The sequence below is a fragment of the Arenibacter amylolyticus genome (genome assembly GCF_002150785.1).
In the GTDB taxonomy this organism is placed as follows: Bacteria; Bacteroidota; Bacteroidia; order Flavobacteriales; family Flavobacteriaceae; genus Arenibacter; species Arenibacter amylolyticus.
Genome location: NZ_MTAZ01000014.1, coordinates 45,659 through 60,004 on the forward strand (window position 1 = coordinate 45,659; position 14,346 = coordinate 60,004).

Genomic DNA, 14,346 nt, shown 5'->3' on the forward strand with positions numbered 1-14,346 from the left:
AAGCATTGTAGAGTTACGTTCCAGAATTTACTCAGGTAGTTAAAAAAGGAAGAGTTTGACTATAAGTAGTGGTTTAGCCTCTATTTTTCCCAAGTGAAATAGAGGCTAAACCTGCTAATTACCCATTATAGCGTAATATAATTGTAATAACCTATTTACTTAAGGCCTCTAGTAGCTTTTCTGCCACTAATTTGGAGGAAGCGGGATTTTGCCCTGTAATTAAATTTCCATCTTGAAGCGCATAAGCCTCCCAATCTCCCGCTTTGGAATAGATACCTCCCTTTTCCTTTAGCATATCCTCTACCAAAAATGGAACCACATCCTTAAGTTGAACCGCAGCTTCCTCAGAATTGGTAAATCCCGTTACTTTTTTTCCTTTTACCAAAGGACTGCCTTCACTGCTAGTAACCTCTTTTAGTGCGGCTGGTGCGTGACAGACAAAAGCAATAGGTTTCTTTTGATTATTAAAACTTTCAATAAGTTGAACAGACGTACTATCCGTTGCCAAATCCCATAAGGGACCGTGACCACCTGGATAAAAAACGGCGTCATAATCACTAGCTTTTATATCGGCTAATTTATGGGTGTTTTTAATTTTTTCCTGCGCCTCCGGATCCTTCTTGAAACGCTCCGTATCCTCCGTACGCGCATCTGGAGTGTCACTGCTGGGATCAATAGGGGCAGGGCCACCTTTGGGGGTAGCCAAGGTTATGGTTGCGCCCTTATCCAATAAGGTATAGTAGGGATTGGCAAATTCCTCGATCCAAAAACCCGTTTTCTTGCCAGTGTCGCCCAATTTATCATGGGATGTTAATACAAATAATATGTTCATCTTCTTAATTTTTTAGATTAGTAATTCATTTATCGATTATTAAAATCATTATGCTTTAACAATCATTTTCCCTTTGTTCTTTCCTTTAAAAAGGTCTAGAAATGCTTGGGGCGTACTTTCAAATCCCTCTACAATAGTTTCCGTATAGGATAACTTACCCTCTGCTAGCCATGTTGCTAATTGTTCTATTGCTTCAGGGAATTTGTCAGCGTAATTAGAGACGATAAACCCTTGCATTAAGGCACTATTTTTAATTAGGAAGGGCTGTACACTTATACTTTTCGGTAGTTCGGTATTATTATATACGGAAATAGCACCGCAAATAATCATCCGTGCAAATCGGTTAATGTTAAAGAGTACTGCATCGGATATGGGTCCGCCTACATTGTCAAAATAAATATCAATTCCATTGGGACAGGCTTTTTTCAGCGCGGCAGTCATATCTTCGGTACTGTTGTAATTTATAGCGACATCAAATCCAAAATCGGATTCCAGCATTGCTACCTTCTCATCCGTACCTGCTATACCCACTACTTTGAGACCTAATATTTTTCCAATCTGTCCCACAACGCTTCCAACGGCCCCTGCAGCTCCCGAAACCACTAAGGTTTCTCCCGCTTTTGGTTTTCCAATTTGTGTAAGGCCGAGATAGGCGGTAAGTCCCGTCATACCCAATATGCCCAAATAAGCACTAAGGGGAGCCTTATTTCCGTCTATTTTTAATAAGCCCTCTCCTGTGGAAATTTGACTCGTTTTCCATTCTAACATCCCAGATACAAATTCCCCTTCTTTAAACTGATCGTTTTTGGAATCCACTACTTTGGCAACCACGCCAGAAGTGATAGGTTTCCCCAATTCAAAAGGAGGGATATACGATTTGGCATCGCTCATTCTACCCCGTAAATAGGGGTCTACGGATATATAAGTGGTTTCCAAAATCATTTCTCCCTCCTGGGGTTGCAGTTCTTCCTCTGTGCTTATAAGTTTAAAATCCGATAAAGTGGGGGTGCCCACAGGGCGCTGGTTTAATAGTATTGTTTTTGTCATAATGTTCTATTTTAATTCAATTATTATTGAATACTGATTATTATACTTAATAAGGAGTTTTTAGCTTAACTCATTTAAATCTATTTGGAACCGATATACTGTTCCATGCTGCCCGGTACGCTTGTTCCAAATCTACCTCATCTATTTTAAAGGCACCTCGGTTTTGCATCACCATAAGAAAAGACAATGGGTTTATAGTATATGCGTAGAGTAGGTAGGGGGAAATGGGTTTAATAATACCTTCCTTTTGTCCGCGCTCCCATAAATCTAATAGCGGCTGCAAATGCACCAATCCTTTTTGTCTACTATCCTCCGAAATCATAGGGGTATTGTCGCATTGGGCTAAAAACAAAGCTTCTTCTGTTTCCTTTAGCTTGAAATCGGCAATCCGCCTCCAGATAATTTCAAATCCGGCTTCTACCGGTAATTTAGGATCATAGTTTTCAAAGGCATAGGAAGTAAATTGCGATTTTACTTCCAAGTATACCTTGTTTACTAAATCTTGCTTGTTTTCAAAGTATAGGTAAATAGTAGCTGGGGACACATTGGCCATTTTTGCAATTTTGGACATTGGGGCAGCATGAAAGCCATTGTTGTTTACTAAACTGATAGTCGCTTCCATTAAAGCATTCCGTTTATCAATACTTTTTTTAAGTTTTACCATAACATATTGGATTAAGGTGGTTTACCATCCATATATTGGAGATATAAAACCAAAGGTATTGCGAAAGTAGCAAAACTGAATGAACATTCATTTTTCTAATCCGACTTTAACAGGAAATTAGTACCGTGTGAAGCCTTGGTAAAAGGGGACTATAGTATGCGATTGTGCAAAATAAACTGGGGGAATAACTGTTGGGGGAGATTAAACTTATATCTCTTCAAAACAAGTAGGATGGGTATTTAAATTTTTGGATGAAATTTTAGCTGTTTAAAGATAATGAATAAGGATAAGATAAAATTATGCGCCTTGTGTTTATAGTGCGTGTTAGTATAATATATTATCAAGGTGCTGACGCAATCTATCTTCACTTAAAAGAAAGTTCTTATCCGTTTTAAACACCGTCATAACCTCCTGTTTAATTTGGCTTAGTTCTTTATAGGAATAATCGAATACAGCAATACCATTTTCAATTTTCTCTATACAACTGTCCTCATCATCATTTAAAAATTCGGCATACACGCGATCAAAGGTTCCCCCGTCAATTTTAGATTTTATAAATTCCAATTCTTCGGCCGACACCCTAGCGTCTGCATTGGCACAAAGCAGCAAAATATAAATTTTCAATTCTGTTTTAGACCAGTGGAATCTGTTGTTTTTCATGGTCGCATCGTTTTTTAACGTTCAGATAATAATGACCTCACAGTCTTTTTAGCTTTTTTTATTCTCATAATTATACAGGCATAGCCTCCCATAGACTGAAGCGCTTATATAAAGCATTATCCAACTAAAATCCAAGAGGTTCGGGACGAAGGGAGCCTATTGGTGTCCGAAAGAATAGTTTATATTATCGAAGGATAAAATCACTATAAAATACAGCTCCCAATTGCAGGTATCTAATTAACAAGGGCTTGTCTTTTGCCGAATAATGGCCTAATACCGATAAAAAGTAGCGTCCAAATTAAAAGAATATAAAGGTACCAGCTGTTAGAGATGAGTTCTAAATAATCCAATCTTCCTTTCGAAAGGCTTAAAATCATCAATACCTGTGCACCATAAGGTAGTAGTCCTTGTGATATACAAGAGAAAATATCCAAGATAGAAGCAGTTTTCTTATTGTCTAACCCGTAGTCATCGTTTATTTTTTTGGCAATAGATCCTACAATTATAATAGATACCGTATTGTTTGCGATCGCCATATTAACGCTTGCTACCAAGGCTCCAATGCCATACTGTGCAGAAGCTTTACCTTTTATTAGGCCCTTTATCTTTTCAAGAATATAGGCAATCCCCCCATTTTTTGCTACCAAAGCAGCCAAACCACCTGAAAGAAGAGACAACAAGAATATTTCCGTCATATTGGTAAATCCAACATAAGCAATCTTAGTCGATTCCAGTAGCGTGAAATCCCCATACAGGATTCCTAGTGCGCCACCGGACAGAACACCTAAAAGCAGCACTACAAAAACATTAACCCCTAAAACAGATAGGGCAATAACCAATAAATAAGGCATAATTTTTATAGCGGAATAGTTTTGGGAAACCACTTCGGCATCTTGGTCCTGGACCCCCAATCCTTGAATAATGAGGATTAGGATAGTGAAAAGTGCAGCCGGTAGGGCAATTTTAATATTCTGTTTAAACTTATCACTCATCTTACAGCCAAGAGATTGGGTAGCTGCAATTGTGGTATCGGAAATTAATGATAGGTTATCTCCAAACATGGCGCCCCCCAATAAGGCACCGCACATAATTGGGAGGGAAACATTACCAGCATCGGCAAAGCCTACTACTATTGGCGCCAAAGCGACTATAGAGCCTACGGAGGTCCCAGTGGATATGGATAAAAAGGAGGCTATAATGAAAATTCCAAAATAAATATATTGGAGGTCTATATAATGTAATCCAAAATTAACAATGGCATCTACACTACCTGTAGCTTCGGTGATAGCGGCAAAAGCCCCGGCCAAGAGATAAATAAGGCACATGGTCAGTATCTTATCATCTCCACATCCTTTCAGCAGCGTCCCAATTTTAGAATTTATAGACCGTTTAAAAATTAAAAAGGCAACTATAATTCCGGCAATAACCGCTATAGGGGAAGGTAAAGCGTAAAAATCATTTAGGTAGATCCCAGCGCCTAAGAAAGTAAATACAAAAACCAATAGAGGAATTAAGGCTGAAAAATTGGGGCTGGGCTGTTTTAGGGATGCCATTTGATATGTTTAATGGAATTTCAAAAAGAAGCGGGTTGGCCATGGAAATAGGGGTAACATTGGTTCCAAATCCATTTGGCTTATCCCTTTAGCACCTTGCTCGTTAATGCAGGTTGCTATCCCTTTTTGGAGATTCTTGATAATTAAGTGGGCAAAAATAACCCTTTACCTTACAACAGGTCTCTAAAAATGGGATTTTTATTTTATGGGTTCATAGGTTTCATCTTAGCTACGGTGGCTAAAGGTTAAAAACAGTGGGAGTCTTAGGGAAAGAAGGCTTTAGGTGGGGTAGCTACTAAGATTTACAGAGGATATTTTGTAGCAAAAAAAAGGATAAGGGCTGAGATTCCTGCTCTAAAAAATAGGGCAAATTTGAAAAAAAAATGAAATAAATCAAATAAATTACTGAATTCTAAATTATTGTCACCACATTTGCATACTTAAAGTATTTACAATTTAATTATTATTACAATGAACAAAGGAACAGTAAAATTCTTCAATGACACTAAAGGTTTTGGTTTTATCACTGAAGAAGGCGTAGAAAAAGATCATTTTGTACACATCTCTGGATTAATTGACGAGATTCGCGAAGGCGATGAAGTTTCTTTTGATCTTCAGGAAGGTAAAAAAGGATTGAACGCAGTAAACGTAAAAGTAATCGACTAAGATATATTTGAATGTTTATAAAAGCCTGTCACGTAATGTGACAGGCTTTTTTTTTGCCTTTTAATCGGGGATTGGCTTTTTGGGAAGCCTTATTCAGATAGAACCGAAATAAAAATTCCGGAAACTAGTAAAAGAAACAATAACAGGAGGCTAAAAGCCAAGAAGCGAATAGCTCTATTTACAAGTTTAAATTTTGCATCGGCGATTTTAGAATTAACATAAATTTGCTGTCCCAATTGATCAAAAAGCTCCACCTCATCCAAACTAACCTTATAAAAGGTTTTTGAAAATTCTTTTATCCCACCATACTTGGTAATTACATCTTCGAAAAAAAACATATTCTTATCAAATTTCCCCTCAATCTTGGGCATAAAACAGCGAATACTAAAATAAATAGACGCTATGGTAAGGCAGGTCCATACTGCCATTAATAGGTAGATATAGGTATACTCCTTGGCTGTAGACAAAATGTGAGCATGATTTAGATAAATAATATTAAACAAAATACCATAAAAAGAGAGAATGAGTCCGGCCTTTATTTCCGAGGCTTTAATGAGTCCAAAGACATAATTGATACTTCCCCAATAATGATCTACCAAGTCTTCCGTATGGCTTCCTCTTCTATAGGGTGGCATTAGTTTTTCTGTATGTAATTCTTTTGGTGGTTGCTGTGGTTGGTCCATAAATCAAAGCTTATATATCTATTAAGGGGGTATTGCTCCAACACCTTTATGCAAGAACTACTACAAGATACTAAATACCCTTCATTAAATTGTTTTACAGATTCTCCTTTCCTCATTTTTTTCATAGACTTAATGAGTTGTTTTGAGCCAATTTGTTACATTGGATAATTAATAACTCCCTTCCGGACATTAAAAGGGGTGATTCGTCCTAATTTTAGACCTACCAAAGTATTTGTATACTACTTTAAGGAGAATAATGTATAAATATGTCCGACTATGTGTACCTCTAAGAACTATTTCGTTTTATTAGTAATGGCATTGCTGATGTTCCAAGGTATTACCTATGCACAAATTACACATGTTGTAACCCTGCACGTAGATCCGGAGTATTTGGACCAGGGCAACAACAAGAAAGCTTATTCCTTTACAGTAAGCGATGAAACTGAAACAGAAAATGAAGATGATCCTGAGACCTTCACTATTATTGTAAATGAAGAGGATGAAATTGCTTGGGAAGGTGTTACCAAAGAGGGAGAGGCTATAGATATAGAAGCAATAATCATAGAAGATGATGTTGACAATCCCCACCGAAGAAATATATTTAGAAGTAGAAAGCTTAACGGTAGAAGGGGGCAAGATCACCCTAGAAAAAAGGTGAAAGGGAAGGTAAAAAAGAACACTAAGGGCAACACGTATAAATACATCATTCAATTTAGTCTAGAGGGTAATACCTATGAAATTGATCCGAAAATTAGGGTGTAAGTCTAATTCTCCTATTGGTTGGTGTACTTCCTCCGTCTATGGGAACCTATGGCTTTGTCTTAAATTAAGGATTTTCTACTTTAGCCTATGCCTAGCATGTTCTTCCATTAGCTATGGCCAGAATCAAATTATTGCCGATAGTCTTGAGTCCATCTATCTTTCTGGTAACTATGGCCCTCATGATCGCCTACAGATTTTAGCCGATTTGGCAAAATATCACCCTATCCCTGAAAAGTCCTTACTCTATAGTGAAGAACTCCTAAAAACAGCCTTAGAACTTGATAGCACGCGGTATATATTTACTGCTTATAAAGAAAAGGGAAATTCACTTAGACTAAAGGGAGATCTTAGTGAGGGATTGGCCAGTTACTTCAAGGGGGTAGAACTTGCAAAGAAGGAAAATTTAATCCAAGAACTGGGCTTGATGTATATCGCCATTGCCAATGTGTATTCCATTATGGGGAATCACAGCAACACCATTTTAAATTACAAGAATGCCATTGAAATAATGAAGGAACTGAAAGATTCCTTGAATTATGCCGTAGCCTTGGAAAATCTAGGAGATGAATACAACGTGAATATGGCTAAGCCAGATTCAGCCTTAATATTTTTTAAGGAATCTGGAGCTATTTTTAAAGCCTTGGATTACAAAACTGGCTTGGCATATAACTTAGGGAATATTGGATTGGCCTACGCCCAATTAGGAGAACCTATCATTGCGGAAAAGAAAATCTCCGAGGCCATTACCCTTTTGGAAACCCTGGGCGATTACTATCCTATTTGTGTTTATCTCACCTATATGTCTGACATCTACATGGAACGAAACGATTGGGATGCTGCCTTGGGTTATGCCCTTAATAGCCTAAAACTTGCTGAACAATACGAGCTAAAAGATCAAATAAGTGCTGCCTATTTACAACTTTCAGATTTATACGACAAAAAAGGGATGCCTAGTGAGGCCTTTGATTATTACAAACAACATATTGTTTACCGGGATAGTGTAAAGAACATAACAGCCGTTCAACAAATGGCCGATATGCGCACCAAATATGAGGTATCTCAAAAGCAAATAGAAGTAGACCTCTTAAACCAGCGTCAAAAAACCCAACAGGTAATTGTTATTGCAACGGCCATCGCCTTATTTTTAATTGGGCTTTTGGCTTTCGGACTCTATAGGCGTTATAGATATATAAGAAAAACAAAACAGATCATAGAGCGTGAGAGGGACCGATCGGAAAAGCTACTTCTCAATATACTCCCCGAAGAAACTGCCGCAGAATTAAAGCTAAATGGAAGTGTAGAAGCCAAAAAGTTTGAATCCGTTACTGTATTGTTCACAGATTTCGTAGGGTTTACCCATTATGCCGAAAATTTACCTCCCGAAAAACTGGTAGAAAGTATAGATTTTTATTTTACCAGGTTCGATGAGATTATGGAAAAATATGGGTTGGAGAAGATAAAAACCGTAGGGGATGCCTATATGTGTGCAGGCGGACTCCCTTTTCCCTCCGAGGATCACGCCTGTAGAATGATACGGGCTGCTTTTGAAATTCGCGATTTTGTTATAAATGCCAAAAATGCCCAACAAGAATCGGAAGCTAGGTTTAATATCCGAATAGGGATTCATACGGGACCTGTTGTTGCAGGAATCGTAGGGACCAAAAAATTCTCTTATGATATTTGGGGAGATACGGTAAATGTAGCCTCTAGAATGGAATCTATGTCCGTCCCGGGGAAAATCAATATTTCACAAAACACCTACGATTTTGTAAAATCGGATTGTAAAAGTGACTATCGAGGGGAAATCCAGGTGAAAAATCACGGGAAGATCCGCATGTATTTTGTAGATGAATGTAATTTATAGGAAGTAAGAAAGCTTCAAAGCAGTAGTCGTCAGCATCTACCTCACTCTACCAATCTATTAAGTAGCGCCTCAATTAAATCGCTATTGGTAGAGATGGTTGTGCTATACTTCTCCAGTCTTTTTCCAAAATCATCGGTCTCCACAACGGTTACATGGATGTCAAAATAACCGTAATCCCTTACCTTGTTATGGCGGTCTACAGACACTGGGAGCAAGGGGAACCAATTATTTTGATGTTTTGCTAGCATAGGACTGTTTTCATCGTATGGATTGCCTATCTCCATATTGGAGAAACGATATTCAAAACTGGCAATTTCTTTTTTATTGAATGATTGACCGGCATCTACCCAGGTAGAAACCAAACGTACAGTGAGCAATACATCCAAATTTTCATCGCCTTGGTTTAATTTGGCTTTCGCAAAATACACGGCAACCTCCGTTGGGTTTAAGGACATAAAAGTTTTTTCGGGATTTAAATCGAAGTGAAAAATAAAATTACTGGCAAGTTCAGACGTGGTAGTATTTTCCTCTTTGTGGGAAATCCTTGCGTATCTTCTCAATTCAAAACCCCTGTATTTTGGAAGTAAAATATTCTCTCCACTCCCAGGGATATAAAAGTCATTCCCAGATCTACTTTCGGCATACGAAGCCGTATATTTTTGCGCTTCCTTATGGATCAATGTTTTTGTACCGCTAACTCCCCACTTAATAACCTGGGGTATAAGTAAGCCAAAAATAGGAGTCATTAACCCTTGGTTTTCCTCTGTTACCAAGGAATCTTCTGCTTTCAGAAGTATCAGCTCCACTTCCTCTCCTTTAACCGCATAAGAATTCTTGTAAGCTCTACAGCCCACCAATAAAACAATAGAGAGGAAAAGGATACTCCCTTTTTTCACCAGTATTGAGAATGGTAGATATGAATAATATGGCTTCATACTAATTGGGTCTTTTAGAGGGGGAAGTGCAGCACTAGCGGGTTTCATTTTATAGAGACCCCTATAAATTTAATAAATTATGACCCAAGACCATCATTATCCACTTCAAAGCTTTTAATTTATTTATTGAAAAAGGATATAAGCAGTTTACACTTTGCCCTAATCACTGGTATCGATTAAATATAGCTGCTACCCTCTATTAATCGTTGGGTTATGCCTATATTTATTCTATCAGGAGACAAGGTTTCACTTTAGAATATTTGTCTATGGCAGGGAAAGATAAATGATAAATATGGGTAATGGACCTCATACAAACCATGTATTATGCACAGATCTCCGTTCGTTTCAGGTGACGATAGTGCAAAACTATATAAATCTATTAGAAGCTATTTATGAATTGGATATTAATCGTGGAATTTGCCTACCTACTCTTAGTATTTTTGGTGGTCCTCCGCGTGCTGTATGACACCCGAAGTGGGGCAAAGGCACTTGCGTATATCCTATTCATTGGCCTCATTCCGATTGTGGGTATATTGTTCTATTTCTGGTTTGGGGTCAACTATCGGAAAAGAAAGCTCTATACCAAAAAAATAGTACAGAACGATAAATGGCGTGCAGGGATAAAAAATAGGATTTTCACCTATTCTTCCGGAATATTGAATTCTGGACTCATCCCAGATAAGCATCGGAACCTAGTAGAATTTATCCGCAAGTCTAGCTACAGCCCTTTAACCGGCAACAATACAGTGAAGCTTTTATTTAATGGAGAGGAGAAATTTCCACAACTCCTTAAAGCTTTAGAGGCTGCCCAGTCTCACATTCACATAGAATATTATATTTATGAGAACGATGCAACAGGGAATGCCATAGCACAGGTATTGATTAAAAAAGCACAAGAGGGGGTGGAAGTCCGTTTCTTGTACGACGATTTTGGAAGTCATAACCTAGGGACCCAGTTTCTAAGAAGATTAACCGATGCTGGTGTAGAGACAGCCCCCTTCTATAAAATAAAATGGTACGCCTTGGCCAGTCGCCTTAACTACCGCAACCACCGAAAAATCATAGTAATAGATGGTAAAACCTCCTTCATAGGGGGGATCAATATCAGTGATAAATACAGAAACGACACTAAAGAAGGTAAGGGATTGTATTGGCGAGATACTCATTTGATGATTCAAGGCAATGCTACACTATACTTACAATACGTATTTCTGTGTGATTGGAATTTTTGCAGTGAAAACAAGTTGGAATTTATGCACAAATATTTCCCACCCATAGTAGAGGAGGGGGAGATTGCGCAAAAATTGGTGCAAATTGTGCCATCTGGGCCCGATTCTACCTTGCCCGTTATTTATTACTCCTTAATTCAGGCAATTGGGGCTGCAAAAGAGCAAATATTAATTACCAGTCCCTATTTCATTCCTGGAGAGAGTTTAATGGATGCACTTATTATAGCTGCAAAAAGTGGGGTAGTGGTAAAAATATTGGTCCCTGGTATTTCGGACTCCAAAATGGTGAATACAGCCGCTACGTCTTATTATACCGAGTTATTGCAACATGGGGTACGGATATACCAGTACAACAAAGGATTTGTCCATGCAAAAACTATGGTGATAGATGGGGAATTGGCAATTGTGGGTTGGGCAAATATGGATTATAGAAGCTTCGACCTTAATTTTGAAGTGAACGCCATGCTTTACAGCGATCATTTTGCAACTAAAATGCAAGATGCTTTTATGGAAGATTTAAAACATTCCATGGAGATAAATGCCCTTAACTGGTTGCAACGGCCAAAGTATGTCCATTTATGGGAGCGAATCGTACGCCTGCTTTCCCCATTTCTGTAAATCACCTACATAACCATTTAATTGATTAAATAGCTAGTAATTAGGTTGTTGCTAGCCTTTAAGGAAGTAGAGATTTAAACGTTTTTTAATTCAAGGAATAAAACAATGGATTTAATGGACCCAACATTTTGCTAATTCCTATATCTGTAGTAATTTAATGTATCCCGAAACACTTAATGGCTCAACTACCTAAACAGCTCCATTTTTTTTGGAGTTGTAATGGTTAACAATTAAACAACTGATAAATGAAGGCAATAGGATTTAAACAATCGTTACCCATATCCGATCCAAATAGTTTTATAGAGTTCGAAATAGAAAAGCCTAAGCCAAAAGGACACGATCTATTGGTGAAAATAGCTGCTATCTCTGTGAACCCGGTCGACTTTAAGATTAGGCAGAGTGCTGCCAAGAATACGGTCTTAGATACTCCCAAGATTATTGGCTGGGATGCTGTTGGTACGGTAGAAGAAGTCGGTGATAAGGTATCCAAGTTTAAGGTAGGGGACCAGGTGTATTATGCGGGGGACCTAACCAGAAGTGGAAGCAATGCTACTTATCAATTGGTAGATGAGAGAATTACTGGTTTTAAACCACAAAAGCTAAGCCTTGCAGAAGCTGCTGCAATCCCATTAACCGGATTAACGGCATGGGAAACGCTATTTGACCGTATAAGGGTAGACCCAATAACCGATCAGGGGAAAACTGTATTGATAATAGGAGGTGCCGGTGGCGTAGGGTCTATTTGTATACAATTAGCCAGAAAGGTGGGAAATTTAACCGTAGTTGCTACCGCATCTAGGCCCGAGTCTGCACAGTGGTGTACAGCTCTAGGCGCTAATCATGTAGTAGATCACCGCTCGTTACAGGAAGAGTTGGACAAATTAGGGCATAGCCAAGTAGATTATATTTTAGATTTTGTTGATCTAAAAGCCTATTGGGAAGTGGCCGCAGAAATTATTAAGCCTCAGGGACATATAGTGTCCATTACCGGTAGTACTGAACCCTTGCATTTAAATCTGCTGAAAAATAAAAGTGTTACTTTCTCTTATGAGTTTATGTACACCCGCTCTATGTACCACACCGATGATATGGACAAGCAGCATCGGATTCTTAATAAAATTGGCCGACTATTAGATGCTGGTAAATTAAAGCCCACCTTAAATACTACCCTAACAGGTTTTACTGTTGCTAATCTAAAAAAAGCACATCAACTACAGGAATCTGGTAAAAGTATCGGAAAAACTGTGATTCTATACTAATATAAAGCCATCTTCTCTATTAAGGTAGATGGCTTTTTTAATCCTATCATTCAAAGAAGTTTAGCCTAGAAAGGTTAGGTATACGACAATATCTCAAATAGGCAAATTGTTTAGAGGAAGAAACTGTAAAGGCGTCAAAATGACAGTGTTACGAGGTTTTTATGCCTTAATTACACCGGTGTTTTCTGCAATTAAGTCAGCTCAACTCTAAAGAAATATTAAAATCCGTATCCGTTTCCGTCCTATGCCAATTTGGTATTTATTTTGCTTGTAATAGTAATGAATTTATTGTTTAACTTAAATCTTAATTATTATGAGCACTTTAGTTAATGTTCCTAAGAACGGAGGTTTGACAAGCAGAAATTCATCTAAAACTTCAAACCTTCCAGTCTGGTCTTCTTGGATCGACGAATTTTTTAACGGTGGGTTACCTTCAGTACTTTCCCAAAATTTCAATTCGGGTATAAGTCTTCCTATGGTAAACATCAAAGAAACTGCTGAAGCATATTTTGTTGAGATGGCCGTACCTGGTCTAAATAAATCCGATTTTAAAATAGACATCGATAATCAAGTACTTTCCATTTCCGCTGAACTAGAAGAGGAGAGTGAGGATAAACAAGAGAATTACACCCGTCGTGAATTTGGTTACTCCTCCTTTAAGCGAAGTTTTAACTTGCCCGAAACTGTAAACGAAGAACATATAGAGGCTAAGTATAACGAGGGAATCTTAAGCGTTCATCTCCCAAAAAAGGAAGAGGCAAAACAAAAACCTGTAAGAACTATCAAAATCTCCTAAGAAGAGAGGATTCAAGGGAGCTACTGAAGCTCCCTTTCCCTCTTTTATAAAATGTTTTACCCTAATCGGTACTAATTTTAAAGGTGACAAGGAAGTAATTGGGGAGTTTAGTCCACCTGCTTCACTCGTTTAAAAGTATATCGAAAAGACCCCTTTGATACGTAATGCTAAAATAATTTATTATGAAAAAATTAATCGTACTAATAGTATTCGCATTGTTAACTACAGCTTGTAAAGGACAAGAGAAAAACAAAATTGCCGACCACAAAAAAGAACAAATCGAAAAAATTACTGAACAACCAAAAGGAACTTGGAGGGTAGATAAGGAATTTGATGAACATGGAAACCTAATACGATACGATTCCATTTATTCTTGGTCGTCCATAGATAATTATGGAGGCTGGCCCCAAACCCATCCGGATAGTATATTACAGTCTTTCCGTTCCAAGTTCAATAGGAGCTTTAAAGAGTGGGAGGGATTTGGAAACCTATTTGTTGAAGATTCCCTCTTTACCAATCAATTCTTTAACGAAGGGTTCTTTGAAAGCGAATTTGGTAAAGATTTCATGGACTTGGATAGGGTTAGGGAGCGTATGGAGACTTTGCAGCGTCAATTCATGAAAAGATATGGGGCTCAATTAGATTCCATCCAAAATATTGAGTCTCAAACTGGGGATAAACATTCAAAGACATTTTTGGGCATCTGATTAATTGCACCTATTCCTTAGGAAGATCAGGTGCACCCATCAATGTTAAGGGAAGGGATAAGGTTAACATA

Annotated in this window: 14 protein-coding genes and 1 riboswitch; of the genes, 7 read left to right on the forward strand and 7 right to left on the reverse strand. The window is 38.0% G+C overall.

Annotated features, from left to right (window positions below; translation table 11 throughout):
* Positions 1-151: 151 nt before the first annotated feature.
* The 5 genes from BV214_RS06765 to BV214_RS06785 form a co-directional block, all read right to left on the reverse strand.
* Positions 152-832: a type 1 glutamine amidotransferase domain-containing protein gene (locus BV214_RS06765; protein ID WP_086476736.1), complete on the reverse strand. Its 681-nt coding sequence runs from the start codon at positions 830-832 to the stop codon at positions 152-154.
* A 48-nt stretch (positions 833-880) separates the two neighbouring features.
* Complete coding sequence (locus BV214_RS06770) at positions 881-1,879, reverse strand: NADP-dependent oxidoreductase (RefSeq protein ID WP_086476737.1); 999 nt, start codon at positions 1,877-1,879, stop codon at positions 881-883.
* 70 nt (positions 1,880-1,949) lie between these two features.
* Positions 1,950-2,543, reverse strand: a complete 594-nt coding sequence (locus BV214_RS06775; RefSeq protein WP_086476738.1) for a TetR/AcrR family transcriptional regulator — start codon at positions 2,541-2,543, stop codon at positions 1,950-1,952.
* A gap of 324 nt (positions 2,544-2,867) precedes the next feature.
* Entirely contained in the window at positions 2,868-3,203 is a 336-nt protein-coding gene (locus BV214_RS06780) for a hypothetical protein (protein ID WP_086476739.1), read from the reverse strand.
* A 233-nt stretch (positions 3,204-3,436) separates the two neighbouring features.
* Positions 3,437-4,756 carry a Na+/H+ antiporter NhaC family protein gene (locus BV214_RS06785; protein ID WP_086476740.1) on the reverse strand — a complete coding sequence of 440 codons (1,320 nt, stop codon included), beginning with the start codon at positions 4,754-4,756 and terminating at the stop codon, positions 3,437-3,439.
* 49 nt (positions 4,757-4,805) lie between these two features.
* Positions 4,806-4,904, reverse strand: a riboswitch (SAM-I-IV-variant riboswitch).
* Between the two features lie 323 nt (positions 4,905-5,227).
* Here BV214_RS06785 and BV214_RS06790 point away from each other — a divergent pair.
* Positions 5,228-5,422 carry a cold-shock protein gene (locus BV214_RS06790; protein ID WP_086476741.1) on the forward strand — a complete coding sequence of 65 codons (195 nt, stop codon included), beginning with the start codon at positions 5,228-5,230 and terminating at the stop codon, positions 5,420-5,422.
* An 89-nt stretch (positions 5,423-5,511) separates the two neighbouring features.
* On the opposite strand, the gene BV214_RS06795 is transcribed toward BV214_RS06790, so the two are convergent.
* The gene (locus BV214_RS06795; protein ID WP_223883329.1) at positions 5,512-6,105 is read right to left on the reverse strand and encodes a Pycsar system effector family protein; all 594 of its coding nucleotides are present in this window, start codon (positions 6,103-6,105) and stop codon (positions 5,512-5,514) included.
* 276 nt (positions 6,106-6,381) lie between these two features.
* Between BV214_RS06795 and BV214_RS06800 the strand changes: the two genes are divergently transcribed.
* Together BV214_RS06800 and BV214_RS06805 are read left to right on the forward strand one after the other, a co-directional pair.
* Entirely contained in the window at positions 6,382-6,867 is a 486-nt protein-coding gene (locus BV214_RS06800; RefSeq protein WP_086476743.1) for a hypothetical protein, read from the forward strand.
* On the forward strand, positions 6,839-8,731 hold the full coding sequence (locus tag BV214_RS06805; RefSeq protein WP_086476744.1) for an adenylate/guanylate cyclase domain-containing protein: 1,893 nt from the start codon (positions 6,839-6,841) through the stop codon (positions 8,729-8,731). The genes BV214_RS06800 and BV214_RS06805 overlap by 29 nt, the downstream gene beginning before the upstream one ends.
* 41 nt (positions 8,732-8,772) lie before the next feature.
* Here the strand turns inward: BV214_RS06805 and BV214_RS06810 are convergent, their stop codons facing one another.
* A complete protein-coding gene (locus BV214_RS06810; RefSeq protein WP_140157733.1) occupies positions 8,773-9,666 on the reverse strand; it encodes a hypothetical protein in 894 nt (297 codons plus the stop codon).
* A 392-nt stretch (positions 9,667-10,058) separates the two neighbouring features.
* On the opposite strand from BV214_RS06810, the gene cls reads away from it, so the two are divergent.
* The 4 genes from cls to BV214_RS06830 all read left to right on the forward strand — a co-directional run bounded on the left by cls (position 10,059) and on the right by BV214_RS06830 (position 14,275).
* Positions 10,059-11,513, forward strand: coding sequence for a cardiolipin synthase (gene cls, locus BV214_RS06815; RefSeq protein WP_086476746.1), 1,455 nt, complete (start codon positions 10,059-10,061; stop codon positions 11,511-11,513).
* A 245-nt stretch (positions 11,514-11,758) separates the two neighbouring features.
* Positions 11,759-12,772, forward strand: coding sequence for a zinc-binding alcohol dehydrogenase family protein (locus tag BV214_RS06820; RefSeq protein WP_086476747.1), 1,014 nt, complete (start codon positions 11,759-11,761; stop codon positions 12,770-12,772).
* A 475-nt stretch (positions 12,773-13,247) separates the two neighbouring features.
* Entirely contained in the window at positions 13,248-13,568 is a 321-nt protein-coding gene (locus tag BV214_RS06825; RefSeq protein WP_223883330.1) for an Hsp20/alpha crystallin family protein, read from the forward strand.
* Positions 13,569-13,750: 182 nt separating this feature from the next.
* Entirely contained in the window at positions 13,751-14,275 is a 525-nt protein-coding gene (locus BV214_RS06830) for a hypothetical protein (RefSeq protein ID WP_176328472.1), read from the forward strand.
* Positions 14,276-14,346: the final 71 nt, after the last annotated feature.